We start from the raw sequence: 21,244 nt of genomic DNA, 5'->3' as shown, positions 1-21,244 counted from the left end.
CTTCTCCCTTTACTGGTCGTAGTCCACGACCACGCGGTCGGTGACCGGATAGGCCTGACAGCTCAGCACATAGCCTTTTTCAACCTCGTAATCCTCTAGCGCGTGATTGGCGAGCATCTCGACCTCGCCTTCCAAAACGCGGCAGCGGCAGGTTGAACAGACACCGGCCTTACAGGCGTATGGGGCGTCCATGGCATTTTCCAAGGCTGCGTCCAGAATGGATTGGTCCTTGGGCAGAGTTATCGTCTGAGTGGACCCATCAAGAGTGATCGATGCGCTGGTTTGGTTCGCCTGCGTGCCCGCATCTGCCGAACCTTCCTTGCGTTTGGCCCGGCCCGGCTGAGCGCTGGCAAAGAGTTCAAACTTGATCTGCCTGTCGTCAAGACCATGCGCGCGCAACGCGGCCGCTATCCCCAGCATCATCGGCTCGGGGCCGCAGATAAAAGCTGTGTCCACGTTCTGAATGTCGACCCAATGTTTGAAAAGGTCGGCGCATTTTTCCTGCGTCACCAGACCGGTGAACAGGTCTATTTCCTGCGCATCCGCCTCAAGAATATGGATTACGTTCAGGCGGCCCATATAGAGGTTTTTCAGGTCTTCCAGCTCCTCGCGGAACATGATCGTGTTGATGCCCTTGTTGGCGTAGATCAGCGTAAAGCGGGATTTGGGTTCGCGGGTCAGTGTTGTCTTCAGGATCGACAGAACCGGCGTGATGCCAGAGCCGCCAGCAAAACCGATATACTGCTTTTCCGCATCAGCTTCGATCGGTGTGTGAAAGCTGCCCATCGGTGGCATCGCCTGCACAACGTCCCCGACGTTAAGCTCGGAATTGGCCCAACTGGAGAATGCGCCGCCCTCGACACGTTTGATCCCGACTTGCAGTACCCCGTCATCCTTGCCCGCACAAATGGAGTAGGACCGGCGCAGCTCTTCTCCGTCAAAGTCGCGGCGAAACGTCAGGTATTGGCCTGCGGTGAAATCGAACTGATCCGCCGCGCCGTTGACAGGCTCAAGCGTCACGACAACCGCATCGCGGATGGTTTTGTGGATGTCGGTGACTTTCAGGTCATGAAAACGTGCCATCCGGTGCTCCTCCTCAGATGCACTTGAAATAGTCAAAGGGTTCCAGACAGTCGGTGCAGCGCCAATGGGCCTTGCACGGGGTCGAACCGAACTGGCTGACCTTTTCAACTGCTTTACTGCCGCAATGCGGGCAGCGCTCTGGCCCGCCCGCCGGTTGTGGCGGGGCGATCCCAAACTCTTCCAGCTTGGCGCGGCCTTTTTCGCTCAGCCAATCGGTTGTCCAGGCTGGTGAGATGCAGGTTTCGATCCGCACATCTTCGATACCGTGATCGTGCAAAGCGGTTTCGATATCCATGCTGATGACGGATGTTGCCGGACAGCCCGAATAGGTTGGTGTGACCGTCACGAGTAGCGTTTCGGCATCCCAACGCACATCGCGCACGATCCCGAGATCGACAACCGAGATTACCGGAATCTCGGGATCCGGTACGGCATCCAGCCAATCCCAGATCTGGTCGGTCGAGTGGCGTTGCATCACATGTTACCAGCTTGCACCGGGGTATGCGCGCTGCAACCACTGCATCTGGGTCAAAAGGTGCCCCAGGTGTTCTGTATGCATGCGCCCGTCCCGCCCGCCTTTGTGGGCAAATCGGCTTTCCGGAAGGGTCAATGTCGCCTTGGCCAGAACCCGTTTGACCAGCGCATCATATTCTTCGCGCAGATCGGCCGGGTTTGGCGCAATCCCGGCCGCAGCCATCTGAGCGTCGATGTCATCGCTGACAAACATCTCGCCCACATAGGGCCAGAGGTAATCCAGCGCTGCCTGCATCCGGGTGTGGCTTTCTTCGGTTCCATCACCCAGACCTACGACCGTTTCTGCCGAACGCTCCAGATGATAGGCGACTTCCTTGCTGGCTTTGGCAGCAATCGCGGCGACACGATCGTCAGAGGATGTCAGAAGACGGCCGAGCATGATCGAATGCCAGGCATCGAACAGGAACTGGCGCATCAGGGTGCGGCCGAAATCACCATTCGGAACCTCGACCAGCAACACATTGCGGAAATCCCACGCGTCGCGCAGAAATGCCAGATCATCGGCGGTTTTGCCGCCACCTATCTCGCCGGCAAGGCCAAGCCACATCTGGGTCTGCCCAATCAGGTCCAGCGCTGTGTTGGCCAGTGCTATATCCTCCTCCAACACTGGCGCGTGGCCGCACCATTCACTGACGCGATGGCCCAGGATCAGGGTATTGTCCCCGATCCGCAGCAGGAACTGCTGAAACGCTTCGTCGCGGGTCATCACATCGCCCCCACTTCTTCGGGGATGTCGAAAAAGGTCGGGTGGCGGTACACTTTGCTTTCGCTGGGTTCATACAACGGGCCTTTGTCGCTGGGCGACGAGGCCGAGATGTTGTTGGCTTCTACCACCCAAATCGACACGCCTTCGTTGCGGCGGGTGTAAACATCGCGTGCATTCTTGATCGCCATTTCCGCGTCCGGGGCATGCAGCGAGCCGACATGTCGGTGGCTCATCCCATGTTGACCGCGGATGAAGATTTCCCACAGGGGCCATTCGGTATTCATCGGGTTTCCTCCTCAGGGTAAGCTTATTCGGCGGCCAGATTGCCGGCCTGTTTCTTGCGCGCATGGGCCAACAGCCCGTCGCGCACCCATTTGCCGTCATCCCAGGCCTTGTTGCGCGCCGCCAGTCGGTCGACGTTGCAGGGGCCGTTGCCCTTGATCACATCGAAGAATTCCGACCAATCCGGCTCTGAGAAATCGTAGTGCCCGCGCTCTTCGTTCCACTTCAGGTTCGGGTCGGGGATTGTCAGTCCCAGATATTCGGCCTGTGGGACGGTCTGGTCGACGAATTTCTGGCGCAGCTCATCATTGGTGTTGATCTTGATCTTCCAAGCCATCGACTGCGCGGAGTGGACGGAATCCTTATCGGACGGTCCAAACATCATCAACGACGGGTACCAGAAGCGATTCATCGCATCCTGCGCCATCTTGCGCTGTTCGGGCGTGCCTTCGGCCATCTTGCGGATCGCATCGTAGCCCTGACGTTGGTGAAAACTCTCTTCCTTGCAGATGCGGATCATGGCGCGTGAGTACGGCCCGTAGGATGTCCGCTGCAGCGGAACCTGATTCATGATCGCCGCCCCGTCAACCAGCCAACCAACCGCGCCGATATCGGCCCAGTTCAGGGTCGGATAGTTGAAGATCGACGAGTATTTCATGCGACCATCCAGCAGCATCTCGGTGATCTCATCGCGGCTGACACCCAGTGTTTCGGCCGCACAATACAGGTAGAGCCCATGGCCGGCTTCATCCTGCACCTTGGCCAGAAGGATCGCCTTGCGTTGCAGCGTCGGCGCACGTGTGATCCAGTTCCCTTCGGGCAATTGCCCGACGATCTCGGAATGCGCGTGCTGTCCGATCTGGCGGATCAGCGTCTTGCGATACCCCTGAGGCATCCAGTCCTTGGGTTCGATCTTGATATCCGCGTCGATCCGCGCCTGAAATTCAGCAAGCTTTTCAGGATCATCGTTTGACGCCTCGGATTCCACCATCTGGGCATACATGTCCCGTCTCCTCCGTTACACGCGTTCAAGAATAAGTGCAGCGCCTTGCCCGACGCCGACGCACATTGTGCAAAGCGCATAGCGCCCTTTGGTGCGTTTCAGTTGGTACGCTGCGGTCAACACAAGTCGGGCGCCGCTCATCCCCAATGGATGACCAAGGGCGATTGCACCGCCATTCGGGTTCACATGAGCTGCGTCATCGGGCAGGCCAAGCTCTCGCAGCGTTGCCAGACCTTGCGACGCAAACGCCTCGTTCAATTCGATCACATCCATCTGGTCGATGCTCAGCCCCGCGCGCGCCAAAACCTTTCGGCTGGCAGGAACCGGACCAATACCCATGACCCGAGGCTCGACGCCCGCGACAGACATACCAACCACACGGGCAATCGGGGTCAAACCATTCTTTGCCACTGCCACTTCATTCGCCATCAGGATCGCGGCGGCACCGTCATTCACGCCCGAGGCATTCCCAGCGGTCACTGTTTTCTCCGGCCCGTTCACACCCTTGAGGCCCGAGAGTTTTTCCGCTGTGGTTCCCGGGCGAGGATGTTCATCCGTATCGACAACAATCGGATCGCCCTTGCGCTGCGGAATTGAAACCGGTGTGATTTCCTCTTGGAACACGCCTGCCGCGTGCGCCGCAGCCCATCGTGCCTGACTGCGCGCGGCAAAGGCGTCCTGGTCTTCACGGCTGATCCCATAATCTTCAGCGACATTGTCAGCCGTTTGCGGCATGGAATCGACGCCATACTGCTGCTTTAGCCTTGGGTTCACAAAGCGCCAGCCAATCGTGGTGTCGTAAACCGCATTGCTGCGCGTAAACGCCGACGTCGCTTTGGGCATTACAAACGGTGCGCGCGACATGCTTTCCACGCCACCCGCAACAGCAAGATCATAATCGCCTGCCTTGATACCACGCGCCGCCATTCCGACAGCATCCATACCACTGGCGCACAAGCGGTTTATCGTTGTTCCCGGCACGTCCGTCGGCAATCCAGCAAGCAGTGCCGCCATCCGGGCAACGTTGCGATTGCTCTCTCCTGCCTGGTTGGCATCGCCATAAATGACGTCATCCACACTGGTCCAGTCGACTTGCGGGTTGCGCGCCATCAGGGCTGCCAGCGGGATAGCCGCCAGATCATCCGTGCGAACCGATGAAAGCGCACCACCATACCGCCCAATCGGGGTGCGGGTTGCGTCGCAGATGAAGGCGTCCATCAATTGGGTCTCCTGTTGGAACACAAGTCATTAACCGTCTGGTCGGTTAATAAATGCTCAATCGATTCGGCGCAAGCATTATGTTACCACGTAATCGCTTCTGTCAGCTTTCTGTAACATTAAATGGCACTTCTTTCACATCCGTCTTCCAACCCCCAAGAGCGCCATCCCGAGCTCGGCAAAAAACGAGTCAACCACCCACCGCAGATTCCAGCGTTGCAAGATCCGGTTTGGACAAATGTCCCAGCAGTCGGGACACCGCCGCGCGACACTCCGCGCCTTTCCAATCGGCGGGCAAAAAGGCCGGAGGCAAGGATGGGTGGCGCAGGACCAAACGACGCCACCCATGCACAATCAATACGCGCAGCACCGCTATTTTAAGCGGATCGGCGACGCCATCGACAGGCAGCATTTGCTCGGTGATCTGAATGGAGTGCAAGAACTGATCATAGGCAGACTTCAACACTTCAGGGCCACAAAGGTCGCGCAGCCAGCCGGGGATCGAAATAGCGCTGCTTTCAACACCCAGCAGTTCTTCAAGGTTCTCCGGGACGGGTCCTGCCGACATGGCTGTTGTGTGGTTAACTGAAATATAGTCTCCAGTCAGCATCAAATCTGCCAGCTCTTTTCGCGAACTTTCTGAACTGCTGGCGACAAGCACATGCCAGGTTTCTGGCGTATTCGTCTCGCTGGAATAGATGCGCGGGGCAGCGGCGGCGCTCTGACTGCGGCCATATTCGGTCAGTCTGTGCACGCTGTTTCGCCCGACCCGCGTGCTTTCGATCCAGCCTTCCTTGCGCAGCCTGTGCAGCGCAACACGCGTGGCTTCGGCCTTGATCCCCGCAAGGTTGGTCAGCGCTGTGATCAGCGCGCCGCTAACCTGGTCAGACCCGCTCTGGGCCAGATCACCGAATATCGTGACCAGAACTGACCACACACGTTGCGTGCCAGTTGTGGTCAACTGGCTGACGCAGGTTTCGAACCATTCTGGAGCCGTATCTTTCATAAGCACAGTATAATCGGGCCGGAGGGAAATGCCATCCAGCCCCTGCGCACCTGCACTTGTGCCTAGTAGGCAACCATGGTCAGCAACTCGTATTCTGCGACCAGCTCATCATCCTGCTGTGTCAGGGTAACGTGCCAGCGAACCTCGCCGTAGTCATCATTGCGCTTGGTCTTGTGCTTGACCGTCAAACGCACCTTGATGGTGTCACCTGCCTCGACCGGTTTCATGAAACGCAGCCCGTCAAGACCGGTATTTGCCAAAACCGGCCCCTCGTTCGGTTCGACGAACAATCCGGCTGCGAAAGACAACAGCAAATATCCATGTGCAACGCGGCCGGGGAAGAACGGGTTACGTTCCGCCGCCGCCTGATCCATATGCGCATAGAAGGTATCACCGGTGAAGTTGGCGAAGTGTTCAATGTCCTCCATGGTGATGGTTCTTGGCGCCGTGTGAAGAGTCTCGCCAATCGACAGATCGTGAAACCGGCGGGCAAAGGGATGAGCAGGACCTTCGACTTCGGTCGCGCCAGGCACCCATTTCCGGCCAATCGCTGTCAGCAGATCGGGCGAACCCTGAATGGCGGTGCGCTGCATATAGTGTTTTACACCCCGCACCCCGCCCATTTCTTCGCCGCCACCAGCGCGTCCCGGACCGCCATGAACCATGTGCGGCAGAGGAGAACCATGACCGGTGGATTCCTTCATCGAGTCACGGTTGTTGAAATACAGACGCCCGTGATACGCCCCTGATCCCATGGCAACCTGTCGCGCAACCTCGGGATCATGGGTGATCACCGACGCCACCAAAGAGCCCTGCCCACGGTTCGCCAGCTTGATGGCATGGTCAAGATCGCGATACCCCATCACTGTGCTGACCGGACCAAAGGCTTCGGTGTCGTGCACGCGCTGCGCCGCGTCAGGATTGGCGCAATGGAAGAGAATGGGCGGCAGGAACGCACCCTTTTCGGCATCAGCGCCCTCAACCGCGAAATCATCGGGGTTGCCGAAGACACGCTCGGCCTCTTGCCCAAGGATAGCAGCCTTTTCCAGAACATCACGCTTCTGACCGTTCGAAACCAACGCACCCATGCGGGTGGTTTCCAGCTTTGGGTCACCGATGACCGTTTTCGCCAGTCGCGCCGACAACGCTTCGATTACCGCCTGTACCTGCGGTTCGGGCGCGATGATCCGACGGATTGCGGTGCATTTCTGCCCTGCCTTCGTGGTCATCTCGCGCTGGACTTCCTTCACGAAGAGGTCAAATTCCGGCGTGCCCGGCGCGGCATCGGGGCCAAGGATCGAACAGTTTAGGCTGTCCTGTTCCGCGACAAACCGTACCGAGTTCTCAAGGATCACCGGGTTGGAGCGCAGTTTCAGGGCTGTATCGGCGGATCCGGTAAAGCTGACCACGTCCTGCATGGTCAGACGGTCCAGCATGTCACCCAAACCACCCGAGACCAACTGCAATGCACCCGCTGGCAAGATGCCGGACTCAAGCATCAACCGAACACACAGCTCGGTCACATAACACGAGCTCGTGGCGGGTTTTACAATCGCCGGAACGCCCGCCAGAAGGGTTGGGGCAAGCTTTTCCAGCATCCCCCAAACCGGAAAATTGAACGCGTTGATGTGAATTGCCACGCCTTGTAGCGGGATGCAGATGTGCTGCCCCAGGAAAGTACCGTTGCGCGAAAGCTGCTCGACATCGCCATCCAGATAGACATGACCGTCCGGCATTTCACGACGGCCTTTTGCGGCAAAGACAAACATCGTTCCGATGCCGCCGTCGATATCAATCATATGATCCGATTGCGTGGCACCGGTGTTGAAAGACAAGTCATACATCGCCTGCTTGTGCTGACCCAAATGGACGGACAGCGCCTTGAGCATTTTGGCCCGTTCATGGAACGTCATATTGCGCAGTGCCGGCCCCCCGACATTGCGCGCATAGTCCAACATCCCCTGTACATCCAAAGCATTGTTACCCGCTGTGGCGATAACCTCGCCGGTCACAGCGCTAGCTATCGCGCGGGCACCCTCGCCGGGCAAAACCCACTCACCGGCTGCAAAGCTGGAAATCTGTTGGATAGTCATGAGTGTCTCCTCATCTAAGTCGCGATCCCCGCGCTGCCACAAGCCGGTCTCGTGAAATCATATTTTAAACCGTACGGTCGGTCAATAAATTACCGAGCAAATTTCCCTCGCCGGATTTCTCAGACCCGCGCGGGTAAACGTGCAAACCCCCGAAACCGGATGCGCCCGCCCCGTTCGGCGCCGTCGGTGATGCGATAGTCTGGAAAACGGGCCAGAAACCGGCCCACGGCCACCCGGCCCTCCAGACGCGCGAGGGTCAGACCAACGCAGGTATGAGGCCCTCCGGCAAAGGCGTGATGCTTGTTGGGGCGTCTGTCCAAGATCATCTCGTCGTGCCGGTCAAACTGCCGTGGGTCACGGTTGGCCGCACCGATACACAGATGAACATCAGTACCTGCCGGAATGGTCTGACCGTGGATCGTTACATCAACGGTGGTCAGGCGATTGCCGAACTGGTTCGGGCTTTCCAGCCGCAGAAACTCGTCCACGGCCGAACCGATCAGATCCGGGTCGGCCAGCAACTCCGCCCGCTTGTCGCGGTGCCGGTCCAACAACTCCAATGCGTTGCCGATCAGGTTCGTTGTGGTCTCATGCCCAGCATTCAGGATGAAAATGCAGTTCTGATACAGCTCGACCTCGGTCAGGCCACCATCCGTGTCGTCCTGGATCAGCCGGGTCAGGACATCCGTTGCCGGATCTCCGGGGTTGGCGCGACGATCCTCGATGATATGCCGCAGGAAGTCTTTGAAGTCCGAGACCGATCTGTTACCCCACTCTTCCTGCTCCGGCGTCAATTGCGGCTCCAACGCACCAAGAATGGCCAGAGACCAATCGCGCAATGGCCCGCGTTCGGATCGTGGTATACCCAGCAGATTGCCGATGATCTCGATCGGGATTGCCCCGGCAAAATCCTCGATCAGTTCGACGTTGCCCTTGACCTGCATCTCGTCCAGCAGCCCATCGACAAGCTGGATCAGACCCGGTTCCATTTGCGCCAACGCGCGCGGGTTCATCGCGCCGACCATTACCTTGCGAACACGGGTATGCAGCGGCGGGTCATTAAACACCAAACTGGTGGTGTGGTGTTCATACAGGGGGCTGTCGACCCCGTATTTGGGGCCAAATACCGCTTTCTTGTCCGATATGAATCGCGAGGTGTCCCGGTAAACAAGGTCCAGATCCTCGTATCGGGACAGGATAACCGATCCGTCACGTTGCCAGCAGACGGGCGTATCTTCGCGCATAACGGCGTAGGCAGGATAGGGGTCTGTGTGAAACCCGTCCGGAAGCGCGGTCAGAGAGAACATCAGTGCCCCATCGCCCCCATTTGTTCAGGCAGAACCAACACTAACCATGGCACCAGAACGATCAGGGCCAGCCGGAAGATATCCGCCACCCAGAACGGAGTAACACCCTTGAAGATTGTTCCTGTTGACACATCTCCGACCACGCCTTTCAGAATGAAAACGTTCAAACCGACGGGTGGAGTGATCAGGCTGATTTCGGTCACGACAACCACAACAATGCCGAACCAGATCGGGTCATACCCCAACGACGTGACCAACGGGAAGAAGATCGGCACCGTCAGCAGCAGCATCGACAGGGATTCAAAGACGCAACCCAAAATGATGTAGATTCCAAGGATCATCAGGATCACCACAAAAGGTTCAACGTCATAGGCCGTAACCAACGCGATGAGCGCTTCGGGCAGACCGGCAAGGTTGATGAAATTCGAAAAGATCTGTGCCCCGATCAGAACGGAAAACAATGCCGCGGCGGTATAGGTGGTTTCCTTCAGCACCTCAAAAGTCGACCCCAAAGTAAGCCCGCCTCGTGACAGCGCGATCAGGAAAGCGCCCATTGCGCCCATGCCTGCCGCCTCGGTCGGGCTGAAGGTCAGGTTCAGTGGATGAAAATCGAATGCACCGTACAATCCGCCAATCACCAGAAAGAACAGCAGCAATACGGCCCAGACTGAGCGCACCGCCGACAGACGCTCGGCCCAGCCGTGACGTTCACCCGCCGGTCCCGACTCGGGTTTGCGTGCGACGGTCCAGCGGACGGCGAGCAGGTAGAACAGGATGCCAAGCAGACCGGGAATGATACCCGCAACGAAAAGTTTCCCAATCGAGGTTTCGGTCAGCAGCCCGTAAATAACCAGGATCACCGACGGCGGAATAAGGATACCAAGTGTGCCGCCCGCTGCAATCGATGCCGTCGACAGCTCGTCGGAATAGCCATAGCGGCGCATTTCCGGCATTGCGACCTTGGACATGGTGGCCGCCGTTGCCAGAGACGAGCCGCAAATGGCTGAAAAGCCTCCGCATGCCGCAACCGTCGCCATGGCGATACCGCCCCGGAAATGGCCCAGAAAAGCGTTTGAAACTGCGTAAAGCTCGCGCGCAAGCCCACCTTTATTCACGAACAAGCCCATGAGGATAAACAGCGGGACGACCGACAGGCCGTAATCCTGCGCGGTGTCGGTGATCTGACGACCCACCATCGACATCGCGGCCTTCAACCCACGCTCGGACAGGATGCTGCCGCCGCGTTCATAGGCAAAGCCAAGCGTTCCGACCAATCCCATTGCAAACACGATGGGCAAGCGCACCAGCACAAGAACAAGAACAAGAACAAAACCGATCAGTGCAGCGGTCATTGGGGGTGCTCCGACAAGGTATGGGGGGCAAAGAAGTGCAAGAAGCCGGTGATGATCATTGCAACAGCGGTGATCGCTATGAACCCCGAGATGAACCAACCAACATAGAAGACTGGGATCGAAAGATATTCCGTGACGTCCCCGTAATCCCGCGCACGTTCAGCCAATACCCAAACACGCTGAATCGGCCAAAAAAGCATTATGCCAGAAAACAGATACACAATCGCGTCACGTACCCGACTTAACCGCAGGCGTGAAAACAGCCCATCCGTCAAATCCACAGCGATTTGACCCTTCCCTGCCGAGATCATCGGCAAGACCGAGAACACGAGGACGGCCATCAGGATCCGGGTCAGTTCCGTGGCCGCCTCAATCGGGGCATTGAAAACAGAACGTAGGATGACGTCAAAGAAGGTCATCACCATCAGGATGAACAGCGCGGCACAGGCCAGCAGCGTAGGCACGATACTGACGCGACGCGCAAAGGTCACGAGAGATTGCATAACGGGTCCCCAGCGGGTGAAATCGGCTGGCGGATCGCGTCCGCCAGCTCGACTGCGTTATTGCGCAGCCATTTCATTTACGATCATGTCATAGGCTGCCTGGGCGTCGATGCCTGTGCCATTGACTTCGTCGATAACCTTGGCGCGTACATCCGCAGCAATCGCATTGAACTTTTCCAGATCTTCAGCGGATGCGGCATGGATCGCGTTGCCTTCGGTGCCTTCGGTTTCTTCCCGGCCGACCGCATCGATCTCATCCCAGATTTTGCCAATTTCACGGCTCAGTGGTTCACCGAAAACGTTTTCTTCCAGCGCTGCCTGCAGATCGGCGGGCAGGTCAGCAAAGGTGTCCTCGTTCATGATAAAGGCAAACGAACCGCGATACAGGCCGCCAGGGACCTCATAAACGTTCTGGGCCACTTCCGTCAGCTTGAAACCTTTGCGGGATTCAAAGGGCATGACGACGCCGTCTGCGGCCTTGGAGGCCAGGGTTTCATACACTTTCGGTGCAGGAACCTGGATACCGGTTGCACCCAACGCCGTGCCCACGTCACCGCCAACACCGCCGGGGATGCGAACCTTGAGGCCCGAGACTTCGTCCAGCGACGTCACCGGGCTGCTGGAATGCAGCTGAGCCGGACCATGTGTGTGCAAAGCGATCACTTTCACACCACGGTGTTCATCCGCCGCCTTCAAATGTGTGTCATATGCGCGCCAATATGCGACCGACGCAGCCTCGGCCGAGCCTTCATATCCGGGCAGTTCGATCATCTTGGTGGTGACAAACCGGCCCGGCTGATAGCCGTGGAAAATGATCGAGGCATCAGCGGCGCCATCCATGATCAGGTCCATCTGCGCAGGGGGCGGGGCAAGGCCCAGCTTCAGCTCAGCGGTGACCTGACCATCGGTGGCCTCTTCGATCATCTCGACGAATTTCGGCCACATCTTGGCATTGATGCCATGGGTCGGCGGGGCCCAGCTGGAAATGGTCAGCGTATAGTCTGCCGCAAGCGCCACTGTACCTGAAACGGCCAGTGCAGCTGAGGCAAGAAGTGTGCTCAACCTTGTGAATTTCATAGTTCTGTCTCCTCCCTGTGAAACATGAGTCAAGAATGCGTTAATGGTCACTTTTGTAACCATCAACTTGTTAATTGCCTCCAAGACAGCCCGCGACGCGCCAGGAACCGGGGCTTTCCTTGGCTACGGTTTCCATCATTGCGTGCGACGTGTTGGCTCCGATTTCCTTGCAATAGTTCATCGGCCCGCCGCGCCAGCGCGGAAAGCCGTAGCCGTGAATTTGAACCATATCGACGGCTTCCGCGGACTCGGCGATCCCCTGCTGAATGATCAACGCGCCCTCGTTGGCCAGCACCGCCAAGATGCGCGACACGATTTCGTCTTGCGCGTATGCCCGCCGCGTTATGCCCTGATCCGCCGAGTGGGACTCGATCAACGCCTCCACTTCGGGATCGCGGATCGGTTCGCGATGACCCTCTTCATAGCGATACCATCCTTTGCCCGTGCGTTGGCCAAGACGACTCATCTCGCACAGCTGGTCAGCGATCGTCACATAACGTTCGTTCGGATCGCGGGTTGCGGCATTGCGTTTCCGATTGGCCCAGGCGATTTGGAGGCCGGTCAGATCCTGCAGCTCGTAAGGCCCCATGGGCATCCCGAAAGCTCGCATTGCCTGATCCACCTGATAAGGCAACGCCCCATCTGCCAGCAAATAATCGGCCTCGCGCCGATACGCAGCCAACATCCGGTTGCCGATAAATCCATCGCAGATGCCCGACAGGACAGAAACCTTGCGAAGCCTTTTTCCGAGCGCAAACCCTGTGGCGACAACTTCGGGCGAAGTTTGCGGCGTATGCACGACTTCCAACAGCTTCATGACATGGGCAGGGCTGAAGAAGTGCAGGCCAATGCACCGGGATTGATTTTCGATACCCGCGAAAATCTCGACCGGGCTCAGGTAAGACGTGTTCGTGGCCAGAATCGCGTCACGCTGCATATGGCGCGCCAATTCTGCAAAAACCTGTTGCTTGACTGACAAGTCTTCAAACACAGCCTCGATAGCCAACTGAATGTCGGCAGCTTCGGAGTAGCTGTCAACGGCGCGAAATGCAGAAAGGCGTTCCTGTAGCTGCGCTTCGGACATCTTGCCCCGCTTGACTGCCCCCTTTAACAGCCCCTCAACCCGATCATGGGCTGCGGCCGCTGCTTCCATATCCCTCTCGATCAGAGTGACCGAAAGACCGCCATTCAGGGCAGCGGTTGCGATCCCTGCCCCCATCAACCCGCCACCGACAACTGCGATCCGGCTGATATCGCGCGGGGCAACACCTGCGATCATCGAAGGTCTGGCCACCTTGCGCTCGGCAAAAAAGGCGTATCGCAGGGCGCGGCTTTCAGGGCTTTGACGCAGCGCCAGATGGCGCGCACGCTCTTTCGGCTGTGCGAAAGCAAAGGGTTCTGACGACCAGCTGAGCGCGGTCAGGTTTTCCAGCGGTGATTGCTGACCCCTGGCGGTTCTTTTCAAAGCCTGACGGCTCGTCTCCAGAAGGTCAGACGCGAATTCACCGACGGGCCGTTGACTGACAGGTGCCGGGCGCTTTGGCAGGTTGGCGACAAAGTCCAGAGCAGCCGCCGTTGGGTTATCGGCAATCAGGTCAATTCCCCCGAGATTGGCCATTTCCTCGGCTTTCAGGATTTTTCCCGAACAGGCGATGTCGATCGCCGCTTCCATTCCAACTAGGCGCGGCAATCGTTGCGTGCCCCCCGCCCCCGGGATCAGGCCCACATTGACTTCCGGCAGCCCAAAGCTGGTGCCCGGCGCTGCGATCCGCCACGCGCAGGCCATGGCAATTTCAAACCCGCCACCCAACACATTGCCGTGCATACAGGCGATAAACGGCACATTGCTGTCTTCGATCTTCTGAACAACATCAGGCAAATGCGGCTCAGCCGGAGCCGCGTCAAACTCGGACATATCACCGCCTGCGATGAATGTCCGACCGGCGCAGCACAGGACGGCAACCCGAGCTTTCTGAACTGCATCGACCGCGTCGGCCAGACCCTGCCGAACCCCCGTCGAGGTTGCGTTCACCGGCGGGTTGTCGACCGTGACCCAGGCCACGTCGCCCTTAAAGTCAACACTCACCAGCGACGGTTGCGGCATTTGCAATCCCTTTGATCAGTCCAGATTCGGTTCGGGTTTATATATTGACCAACCGTTCGGTTAATGCAATGATTAAGTTGTCACGGGAACAGATGAGACTGCCATGAGCGATACGATCCTTGTACATGATCACGGAAACTGGGTTGAAATAACCCTGAACCGCCCCGACAAGCTGAACTCGTTCAATGAGGAGATGCATCTTGCCCTTCACGACGCGCTGAAGAGCGCGCGCGAAAATGGTGCCCGCGCGATTTTGCTGACCGGCGCAGGGCGCGGTTTTTGTGCGGGTCAGGACCTTGGAGACCGCGATCCCTCGAAAATGGATGGCCCGCCCGACCTGGGCAAAACTGTACGCACTTTCTATGCCCCTTTGGTTCGACTGATCCGGTCTTTGAATTTCCCGGTCGTTTGTGCCGTCAACGGCGTGGCCGCGGGCGCGGGTGCGAACCTTGCACTGGCCTGCGACATGGTTCTGGCCAGGGAAAGCGCGAAGTTCATCCAAAGTTTTTCTAAGGTCGGGTTGATTCCGGACACAGGCGGCAGCTGGCACTTGCCCCGATTGTTGGGCGAGGCGCGCGCAAAGGGGCTGGCCCTGACAGCAATGCCCCTAACCGCCAAACAGGCGGAAGACTGGGGGTTGATCTGGAAGGCGCTTCCCGATGATCAGTTGATGACCGAAGCACGCGCTCTTGCCACGCAACTCGCAAACGGCCCCACCCTTGGCTTGGGTCTGACCAAGCAGTGCATTCAAACAGCAGCCACTACATCCTTGTCCGATCAGCTTGAAATTGAAGCGGACGCGATGAAAACCTGCGGGGAAAGTGCTGATTATGCCGAAGGCGTGTCCAGTTTCCTCGAAAAACGCGCACCGCATTTTCAGGGAAGATGATGATGACACCAAAAGAACGCGCCCAAAAATCCGCGGCGGCGATGTGGGCCAATGACGAAGCCAGTAAATGGTTCGGGATGGAGCTTGTCCAGGTCGATGAAGGGCGCGCTGTCCTGTCGCTGACTGTTGCGCCGCATCACTGTAACGGACACGGTATTTGCCATGGCGGCGTCACGCACGCTCTTGCTGACAGTGCTTTTGCCTTTGCCTGCAACAGCCGGAATGTTGCAACTGTAGCGCAGCATACGATGGTCAGCTATCTCGCACCGGGACGGAAGGGTGACCGCCTGACTGCCACCGCGACAGAAGTGAACCTGTCCGGTCGCAGCGGCATCTACGACGTCCGCGTCATCAATCAAGACAATACTCTGATCGCTGAATTTCGCGGCATGTCCCGCACCATTGGCGGCCAGAATTTTCAAGAATAGTTTCGTGACTGGAGGAGTTACGCGATGAAAGACCTTTCCCCCAACAAAGCGGACCTGGACCCGATCGAAATCGCCTCGATCGACGAAATTCGCGCCACACAGCTTGAGCGGCTGAAGTGGTCCGTGCGCCACGCCTATGAAAACGTTCCGATGTACAAACAGCGCTTTGACGAGGCTGGCGTGCATCCTGACGATCTTCAGCAGCTTTCGGATCTGTCAAAGTTTCCGTTCACGTATAAAAACGACCTGCGCGACAACTATCCGTTTGGTCTTTTTGCGGTTCCGCGCAGCGAGATAATTCGCCTGCACGCGTCCTCCGGCACGACAGGCAAACCGACAGTGGTCGGCTACACAAAGAATGACATAGACAACTGGGCTGACCTTGGCGCGCGGTCTCTTCGCGCGTCTGGGCTGCGCAAGGGCGACATGGTGCACAACGCCTACGGCTATGGGCTGTTCACCGGTGGGCTAGGTGCCCATTACGGGATCGAACGCCTTGGCGCGACTGTCGTCCCGATGTCGGGCGGGCAGACCGAAAAACAGGTCAACCTGATCAACGATTTCCGTCCTGACGGGATCATGGTTACACCCTCCTACATGCTCAATATCCTTGAACAGTTCCACAAGGCGGGTCTCGACCCACGTGAGAGCTCGCTGAAGGTTGGCGTTTTTGGTGCCGAACCCTGGACTGACGCGATGCGGGCCGAGGTCGAGGCGGCCTTCGACATGCACGCCGTCGATATCTATGGCCTGTCCGAGATCATGGGCCCCGGTGTCGCCAATGAATGCGTTGAAACCAAAGACGGGCCTGTAATCTGGGAGGATCACTTCCTGCCGGAAATCATCGACCCGGCAACCGGAGAAGTCCTGCCCGATGGCGAAACCGGAGAATTGGTGTTCACGACACTAACCAAAGAAGGGTTGCCGATGATCCGCTATCGCACACGCGATCTGACATGCCTGCTGCCGGGGACGGCGCGGTCCATGCGCCGGATGGCAAAAATTACAGGTCGCAGTGACGACATGATGATCCTGCGCGGCGTCAACGTCTTCCCCAGCCAGATCGAGGAACAGGTCATGGCAACGGGCGGTCTTGCCCCCTATTACCAGATCGAGCTCTACAAATCCGGTCGCATGGATGCCATGCGGGTCTTTGTTGAATCCTCCCCCGATTCCACCGACGAGCTGTCAAAAACGGCCGCTGCTCGGATGCTGACCAAGCGGATCAAGGACGTCGTTGGCGTTTCAACCGAAATTGTAGTAGGGGACCCCGGCGACGTCGAACGCTCTCAGGGCAAGGCGAAGCGCGTTGTAGACAATCGCGATAAGGACTGAGCCGTGGCCCGGACAATTGCTAAAGACCACGACCAAAAGCGAGAGCAGATCCTGAAGATGGCGGCAAAAGTGTTTGCCGACCAGGGGTTTGACCGTGCTTCGATGACCCTTTTGGCCAAAGAATGTGGGATCTCGAAAGCAAACATATACCACTACTATGACAGCAAGGATGCCATCCTGTATGACATCCTTGAAACGTACTTGCGTGAGTTGCGGGACCGGATTTGCAATGTTGATCTGGACGGCCTTAGCCCCGAACAGAAACTGCGCAAAGCAGTGCGCGAGATCCTTTTTGCCTATCAGGGTGCAGATGACGAGCACCGGGTTCAGATCAGTGGCATGAGCGCACTGACCGAGGAACAGCAAAAAAGGCTACGGGGCTATCAGCTTGATCTGGTGAACTTTGTACGCGACATACTTCTGGAGTTGTCCCCCGGTTCTTTTGACGGAGCCAAGGACAAGCTTCGGGGAGCGACGATGTCAGTCTTTGGCATGTTAAACTGGTATTACATGTGGAACACCGGCGCAGGCCCCAAAGCCCGCGAGGATTATGCCGATCTGGTGAGCACCCTGACCATGCATGGTGTGCAAAAGCTATAGGCGTGCCCCCTTGGGGAAAACACGCTTGGGGCTGGTCACGTGTGTTATTCTGAAATCTCAGGTCAGACTGGTCGGCTATCCTGAGGCGCGCCAATAAGGACCGTGGCTGCAGCGAGCGCGTGGCCTTCTTTCTTACTTTTTGCGCATCTTCAAATCGTCTAAGAAATTGCGTTTCGCTGCCATGACCTCTTCGTCCGTCATGTTTGATCTGTTCAATTCCAGAAAATACTCTGCGGCTCCAACCGGTTGGACATTCAAGTTACTGACAGGCGTAAGATCATCGGACCTTACGTTCAGCATCGATAGCACCTTTGTGGCGGGAAATAGACGGTCACTCATGTTTGAGGTGTCTAGGGAAACGACGTCGGCTCGGGAGGATACGGCATCCTTAACTCGGGCAACCACACCAGCAAGATCTGCGCCTTGCTGAAGTAGGTCCGCGTATTCCGAAAGGCCTTCCTGAATTCGGTTCGAACGTATGTTTTGCCAATAAACACTCTTAATCCAATCAGAGGCGTTCCTGGTGGTAAAAAAGAAGGTTGCACGCGCGTTACCATCAGCGAACTTCTCGATCTCATCCAATAGCACTTCAGACAAAACCGTTACCATGGAATAAGAATACACATTTTTACGCCCTGGAATCAGGCCCGCAAACTCCTCGTTACTAATCAAAAGCGGTTTGTCTGTTTCGTTTTCAAAGCGCGCCAGAGCTTGTCTTAATTGTTTACGAAACTTATTTAGCACTCGTTCTTCTTGCACTACAGAAAAGCGCCGTGCTGAGAAGCCCGCCTCTTGCAGATCACTCGGAACCAGAATATTCACTCTGCCCTTTAATCGGGAACGATTTCTGAGCAACATTGTTTGCAGTGTTCGAGTGCCTGTTTTATGAAACCCCTGATGTATAACGACTTTCAACATTTTCTTATCTCTCGCTAAACTCTCGTCGAAGTTGCCGGAAAAGCGCTTTCCTCAATATCCTTTCATCCTTCAAAGACCTACAAGTGACCTTTGACCTACCCACCGATGGTCCCTCACTCATAACGAGAGTGAGCGTGTTAGATATTCATAGTCTTCGGTTTCGGCTTGGGCAAACTCACCTGCGGCAATGACTTCATACAGGCTGGAAAACTCAGGAAAATCACCGTTCAGGGCGATCGCACCATCATCGGTAATCACCCAAAAGAAGGTATCCCCTGCAGCACTGAACGTTGCGAATTTCATAACAGGCTCTCCCAGACATCGCGGATGACATCCGCCGCCATCAGCACGTCATCGCGGGTTGTGTCGAATTGCCCGACCTGAAAACGGATGATCTTGCGGCCATTAAACATGCCTTGCGTCAGGTAAATTCGGCCATCGTCATTCAGCGCGTCCACCAGTCGCTGCTGAGCGGCGTCATCCCCTGGACAGCGAAAGGAAAACAGGCTCAGGATCGGGCCGGTGGTGATCTCAAACCCCTCTATCGCGCCGATCTTTTCTGCAAGTTCATTGGCCCAGAGCACATGGTTGCGAATTCGGCTCCGCAACCCGTCGAGACCGTATGACCGCATCAAGAACCAGATCTTCAATGCCCGGAACCGGCGACCCAGAGGGATTGTCCATTCCGAATAATTCGTTACCTCTGCCCCTGTGGTCTTGAGGTATTCCGGTTCGATCTTAAGCGTGTTGAGCTGTGGCGTGGCGTCCCGCAGAAACTGGATCGCGCAATCGAACTGCGCCCCCATCCATTTATGTGGGTTGAAGACAATGCTGTCGTAACGATCCGCCCCGGGCCAAAGGGCCTCACGAAGCTCGGGGCAGATCATCGCCGACCCCGCCCAGGCCGCGTCGAGATGCGTATAGAGGTCGTATTTTTGCGCGATGTCAGCCACCGCCACCAGATCATCGCAGGCCCCAACCCCGGTGCCGCCCGTAATTGCAATGATACCAGCAGGTACATACCCGGCCGCGATGTCACCCTGAATTGCGACATCAAGAGCCTCTGCATCAATCGTATAGGTCGGACCACGTGTCGGCAGTTTCACCAGATTGTCCTGACCGATCCCTGCAACCCAGCAGGCCCGATCAATCGACGAATGAACCTGATCCGAGCAGTAGATGCGCAGTGCGCCCTTGGCGTTCAGGCCTTCGCGGTTGCCGGTAAACCCTGTGGCCCGTTCCCGCATGGTCAGCACAGCCGACAACGTGGCAGATGATGCGCTGTCCTGAATAACTCCGGTCGTTCCTTCCGGCAATCCAAGCGCCTGCCGCAGCCAATCGACCATGACACCTTCGACCTCGGTCGCAGCTGGTGAGGTCTGCCATAGCATGCATTGCGCCGCGATTGTGGTCACCAGCATTTCAGCCAGCATCGACGGCGGCGCTGCGTTGGCCGGGAAATAGGCAAAGAACCGAGGATGTTGCCAATGTGTGATACCCGGCATCACGATTCGTTCGAAATCGGCCATGATGGCTTCCATGGGCTCGCCACTATCGGGGGGCGATGCCTTTAGCTGGGCCGCGATTTCTCCTGGTGTGGTCTTGGCCCGAACAGGACGTTCAGCAAGTGTCTTGTGGTAATCGGCCGCCCATTTCGAAATGTGCTGACCCCAATGCGAAAACGCGTCCCAATCCATGCGCAAGCCTTCTCTTGTAACTGAACACCAATTTGTCCAGTCCCCGACCTTACCCGTTCGGCTCGCGGATTAAAGCCGAACAGGTGTGCTTTCTTCAAATGAAAAGGTCCCGAGTTCTGCCTTCAGACCGAAAAGCTGACATTCGCCTGACCTGTGCCAGAGCTGCCGAAGTAGGGGGTGTAGATGTCGATCTCACCCTTGTAGCTGCCCCAGCCCAGAGCTCCGAACAGCAAAGCCGTGTCATTCATGGCGCATTCGCCTGCGCATTTCTTCGCATAGTCCGGCAGCATTTCAAGGAACTCTTCGAACCGTCCCTGTTCCCACATCTCCAGCACGTGCATATCCATCTGGCGGTTGAACTCGCCGTTTACCGCATTCAATCCGTCGACCGAGCGCTCATTCGGCGTGAAATCATGGCTGAGTGAGCCAGAGGCCAGTATGGAAACGTTCCGGTCGGAACGCCGGATACCTTCGGCAATGGCCTCACCCCAGACGCGGTTTTCCTGGATCGACGAGAACTGGTTGACTGCAACGGGCAAAACGCGCGCATTCACCCCTTCGTTGATGAAATGCATAGGCAGAAGGGTGCCATATTCCATTCCCATATCAGGGTGCGAATGGCCAAGCGCTCGCTCGCCACGCTCACGCAGAACATCAAGGATGGTTTCCCCCAACGCGTTATCTCCGCGATAATCAAACTCCATGTCTGCCAGCATGTGCGGCAGTTCATGACTGATGAAGCGGCCTTTGTGGTGCTCTTTGGTATTCAGGTGAAACCCCTGATTGGTGATCCAATGGGTGTCGAACACAAGAAACGTCTCGACCTCGCGGTCTATCGCGTCCTGGCGCAGGCGCGCATAACCATCAATGGCAGACTGCCGGATGCCTTTGTATTTTGGCATCGTGTGGGACATCCAGATACTTGGCACATGCGTGATCTTCGCGGCTTGTACGATCTTTCCCATGGCAGTTCCTCCTCGTGTTTACCGACGTCTGTGTACCAGAGCCCTTGCCCGAGTTCACTTCCCCAGCTGCATGATGTTGTGATTTCCGGTTGCGAAGCCGACGTGTTTTTGTTCCATGTAGAACTCGAAGCTCCAGTTGCCGCC

The 21,244-nt window shown here is 57.1% G+C and carries 21 protein-coding genes; 4 read left to right on the top strand and 17 right to left on the bottom strand.

The annotated features are described in order from the left end of the window. Window positions 1-9: 9 nt before the first annotated feature. The 13 genes from ACR0EK_RS19190 to ACR0EK_RS19130 all read right to left on the bottom strand — a co-directional run bounded on the left by ACR0EK_RS19190 (window position 10) and on the right by ACR0EK_RS19130 (window position 14,268). A complete protein-coding gene (locus tag ACR0EK_RS19190; protein WP_480484853.1) occupies window positions 10-1,083 on the bottom strand; it encodes a 2Fe-2S iron-sulfur cluster-binding protein in 1,074 nt (357 codons plus the stop codon). Between the two features lie 13 nt (window positions 1,084-1,096). Next, window positions 1,097-1,558, bottom strand: a complete 462-nt coding sequence (gene paaD / locus ACR0EK_RS19185; RefSeq protein WP_267366243.1) for a 1,2-phenylacetyl-CoA epoxidase subunit PaaD — start codon at window positions 1,556-1,558, stop codon at window positions 1,097-1,099. Between the two features lie 6 nt (window positions 1,559-1,564). Next, on the bottom strand, window positions 1,565-2,323 hold the full coding sequence (paaC, locus tag ACR0EK_RS19180) for a 1,2-phenylacetyl-CoA epoxidase subunit PaaC (protein WP_480489203.1): 759 nt from the start codon (window positions 2,321-2,323) through the stop codon (window positions 1,565-1,567). Next, window positions 2,323-2,607, bottom strand: a complete 285-nt coding sequence (gene paaB, locus ACR0EK_RS19175) for a 1,2-phenylacetyl-CoA epoxidase subunit PaaB (protein WP_209507558.1) — start codon at window positions 2,605-2,607, stop codon at window positions 2,323-2,325. Before paaB ends, paaC begins: the two co-directional genes overlap by 1 nt. Window positions 2,608-2,630: 23 nt before the next feature. Continuing rightward, the gene (paaA, locus tag ACR0EK_RS19170; RefSeq protein ID WP_480476985.1) at window positions 2,631-3,608 is read right to left on the bottom strand and encodes a 1,2-phenylacetyl-CoA epoxidase subunit PaaA; all 978 of its coding nucleotides are present in this window, start codon (window positions 3,606-3,608) and stop codon (window positions 2,631-2,633) included. Window positions 3,609-3,623: 15 nt separating this feature from the next. Next, a complete protein-coding gene (gene pcaF, locus ACR0EK_RS19165) occupies window positions 3,624-4,826 on the bottom strand; it encodes a 3-oxoadipyl-CoA thiolase (RefSeq protein WP_480484855.1) in 1,203 nt (400 codons plus the stop codon). Between the two features lie 190 nt (window positions 4,827-5,016). Next, a complete protein-coding gene (locus ACR0EK_RS19160; RefSeq protein WP_480901051.1) occupies window positions 5,017-5,832 on the bottom strand; it encodes a PaaX family transcriptional regulator C-terminal domain-containing protein in 816 nt (271 codons plus the stop codon). Between the two features lie 62 nt (window positions 5,833-5,894). Beyond that, window positions 5,895-7,925, bottom strand: a complete 2,031-nt coding sequence (gene paaZ / locus ACR0EK_RS19155; RefSeq protein WP_480901049.1) for a phenylacetic acid degradation bifunctional protein PaaZ — start codon at window positions 7,923-7,925, stop codon at window positions 5,895-5,897. Between the two features lie 119 nt (window positions 7,926-8,044). Beyond that, window positions 8,045-9,232 (bottom strand): cytochrome P450, encoded by a 1,188-nt coding sequence (locus ACR0EK_RS19150; protein WP_480871494.1) that lies wholly within the window; start codon window positions 9,230-9,232, stop codon window positions 8,045-8,047. Beyond that, complete coding sequence (locus tag ACR0EK_RS19145; protein WP_480478172.1) at window positions 9,232-10,584, bottom strand: TRAP transporter large permease; 1,353 nt, start codon at window positions 10,582-10,584, stop codon at window positions 9,232-9,234. Before ACR0EK_RS19145 ends, ACR0EK_RS19150 begins: the two co-directional genes overlap by 1 nt. Beyond that, entirely contained in the window at window positions 10,581-11,087 is a 507-nt protein-coding gene (locus ACR0EK_RS19140; RefSeq protein ID WP_209507551.1) for a TRAP transporter small permease, read from the bottom strand. The genes ACR0EK_RS19145 and ACR0EK_RS19140 overlap by 4 nt, the downstream gene beginning before the upstream one ends. Window positions 11,088-11,144: 57 nt before the next feature. Then, on the bottom strand, window positions 11,145-12,164 hold the full coding sequence (locus tag ACR0EK_RS19135; protein WP_480901048.1) for a TRAP transporter substrate-binding protein: 1,020 nt from the start codon (window positions 12,162-12,164) through the stop codon (window positions 11,145-11,147). Window positions 12,165-12,234: 70 nt separating this feature from the next. Next, window positions 12,235-14,268 carry an FAD-dependent oxidoreductase gene (locus tag ACR0EK_RS19130; RefSeq protein ID WP_480920945.1) on the bottom strand — a complete coding sequence of 678 codons (2,034 nt, stop codon included), beginning with the start codon at window positions 14,266-14,268 and terminating at the stop codon, window positions 12,235-12,237. Window positions 14,269-14,371: 103 nt separating this feature from the next. Here ACR0EK_RS19130 and paaG point away from each other — a divergent pair, with 103 nt between their 5' ends. The 4 genes from paaG to ACR0EK_RS19110 are packed head-to-tail and all read left to right on the top strand — an operon-like array spanning window position 14,372 to window position 17,520. Then, the gene (gene paaG / locus ACR0EK_RS19125; RefSeq protein ID WP_480774448.1) at window positions 14,372-15,157 is read left to right on the top strand and encodes a 2-(1,2-epoxy-1,2-dihydrophenyl)acetyl-CoA isomerase PaaG; all 786 of its coding nucleotides are present in this window, start codon (window positions 14,372-14,374) and stop codon (window positions 15,155-15,157) included. Window positions 15,158-15,159: 2 nt separating this feature from the next. Further along, on the top strand, window positions 15,160-15,585 hold the full coding sequence (gene paaI / locus ACR0EK_RS19120) for a hydroxyphenylacetyl-CoA thioesterase PaaI (protein ID WP_480774449.1): 426 nt from the start codon (window positions 15,160-15,162) through the stop codon (window positions 15,583-15,585). A 24-nt stretch (window positions 15,586-15,609) separates the two neighbouring features. Further along, window positions 15,610-16,920 (top strand): phenylacetate--CoA ligase PaaK, encoded by a 1,311-nt coding sequence (gene paaK / locus ACR0EK_RS19115; RefSeq protein ID WP_267365260.1) that lies wholly within the window; start codon window positions 15,610-15,612, stop codon window positions 16,918-16,920. Between the two features lie 3 nt (window positions 16,921-16,923). Continuing rightward, on the top strand, window positions 16,924-17,520 hold the full coding sequence (locus ACR0EK_RS19110; protein WP_480478162.1) for a TetR/AcrR family transcriptional regulator: 597 nt from the start codon (window positions 16,924-16,926) through the stop codon (window positions 17,518-17,520). A 132-nt stretch (window positions 17,521-17,652) separates the two neighbouring features. On the opposite strand, the gene ACR0EK_RS19105 is transcribed toward ACR0EK_RS19110, so the two are convergent. From ACR0EK_RS19105 to hpaD, 4 genes are all read right to left on the bottom strand, one after another. After that, a complete protein-coding gene (locus ACR0EK_RS19105) occupies window positions 17,653-18,438 on the bottom strand; it encodes a hypothetical protein (RefSeq protein WP_480484863.1) in 786 nt (261 codons plus the stop codon). Between the two features lie 117 nt (window positions 18,439-18,555). Then, window positions 18,556-18,741: a hypothetical protein gene (locus ACR0EK_RS19100; protein WP_480478160.1), complete on the bottom strand. Its 186-nt coding sequence runs from the start codon at window positions 18,739-18,741 to the stop codon at window positions 18,556-18,558. Next, window positions 18,738-20,135, bottom strand: coding sequence for a pyridoxal phosphate-dependent decarboxylase family protein (locus ACR0EK_RS19095; RefSeq protein WP_480478158.1), 1,398 nt, complete (start codon window positions 20,133-20,135; stop codon window positions 18,738-18,740). Before ACR0EK_RS19095 ends, ACR0EK_RS19100 begins: the two co-directional genes overlap by 4 nt. A 122-nt stretch (window positions 20,136-20,257) precedes the next feature. After that, entirely contained in the window at window positions 20,258-21,100 is an 843-nt protein-coding gene (gene hpaD, locus ACR0EK_RS19090; protein ID WP_480484866.1) for a 3,4-dihydroxyphenylacetate 2,3-dioxygenase, read from the bottom strand. Window positions 21,101-21,244: the final 144 nt, after the last annotated feature.

Source organism: Ruegeria sp. AE4 (genome assembly GCF_056542185.1).
This window is presented reverse-complemented; position numbering and strand designations above follow the sequence as displayed.

Bases quoted from the DNA above. Each gene is read 5' to 3' on its own strand.
- ACR0EK_RS19140 (WP_209507551.1), bottom strand. From the start codon at position 11,087: ATGCAATCTCTCGTGACCTTTGCGCGTCGCGTCAGTATCGTGCCTACG.
- paaD (WP_267366243.1), bottom strand. From the start codon at position 1,558: ATGCAACGCCACTCGACCGACCAGATCTGGGATTGGCTGGATGCCGTA.
- paaG (WP_480774448.1), top strand. From the start codon at position 14,372: ATGAGCGATACGATCCTTGTACATGATCACGGAAACTGGGTTGAAATA.
- ACR0EK_RS19095 (WP_480478158.1), bottom strand. From the start codon at position 20,135: ATGGATTGGGACGCGTTTTCGCATTGGGGTCAGCACATTTCGAAATGG.
- ACR0EK_RS19130 (WP_480920945.1), bottom strand. From the start codon at position 14,268: ATGCCGCAACCGTCGCTGGTGAGTGTTGACTTTAAGGGCGACGTGGCC.
- ACR0EK_RS19100 (WP_480478160.1), bottom strand. From the start codon at position 18,741: ATGAAATTCGCAACGTTCAGTGCTGCAGGGGATACCTTCTTTTGGGTG.
- hpaD (WP_480484866.1), bottom strand. From the start codon at position 21,100: ATGGGAAAGATCGTACAAGCCGCGAAGATCACGCATGTGCCAAGTATC.
- ACR0EK_RS19105 (WP_480484863.1), bottom strand. From the start codon at position 18,438: ATGTTGAAAGTCGTTATACATCAGGGGTTTCATAAAACAGGCACTCGA.
- ACR0EK_RS19190 (WP_480484853.1), bottom strand. From the start codon at position 1,083: ATGGCACGTTTTCATGACCTGAAAGTCACCGACATCCACAAAACCATC.
- paaA (WP_480476985.1), bottom strand. From the start codon at position 3,608: ATGTATGCCCAGATGGTGGAATCCGAGGCGTCAAACGATGATCCTGAA.
- paaC (WP_480489203.1), bottom strand. From the start codon at position 2,323: ATGACCCGCGACGAAGCGTTTCAGCAGTTCCTGCTGCGGATCGGGGAC.
- ACR0EK_RS19135 (WP_480901048.1), bottom strand. From the start codon at position 12,164: ATGAAATTCACAAGGTTGAGCACACTTCTTGCCTCAGCTGCACTGGCC.
- paaK (WP_267365260.1), top strand. From the start codon at position 15,610: ATGAAAGACCTTTCCCCCAACAAAGCGGACCTGGACCCGATCGAAATC.
- ACR0EK_RS19150 (WP_480871494.1), bottom strand. From the start codon at position 9,232: ATGTTCTCTCTGACCGCGCTTCCGGACGGGTTTCACACAGACCCCTAT.
- paaI (WP_480774449.1), top strand. From the start codon at position 15,160: ATGACACCAAAAGAACGCGCCCAAAAATCCGCGGCGGCGATGTGGGCC.
- ACR0EK_RS19160 (WP_480901051.1), bottom strand. From the start codon at position 5,832: ATGAAAGATACGGCTCCAGAATGGTTCGAAACCTGCGTCAGCCAGTTG.
- paaZ (WP_480901049.1), bottom strand. From the start codon at position 7,925: ATGACTATCCAACAGATTTCCAGCTTTGCAGCCGGTGAGTGGGTTTTG.
- ACR0EK_RS19145 (WP_480478172.1), bottom strand. From the start codon at position 10,584: ATGACCGCTGCACTGATCGGTTTTGTTCTTGTTCTTGTTCTTGTGCTG.
- pcaF (WP_480484855.1), bottom strand. From the start codon at position 4,826: ATGGACGCCTTCATCTGCGACGCAACCCGCACCCCGATTGGGCGGTAT.
- paaB (WP_209507558.1), bottom strand. From the start codon at position 2,607: ATGAATACCGAATGGCCCCTGTGGGAAATCTTCATCCGCGGTCAACAT.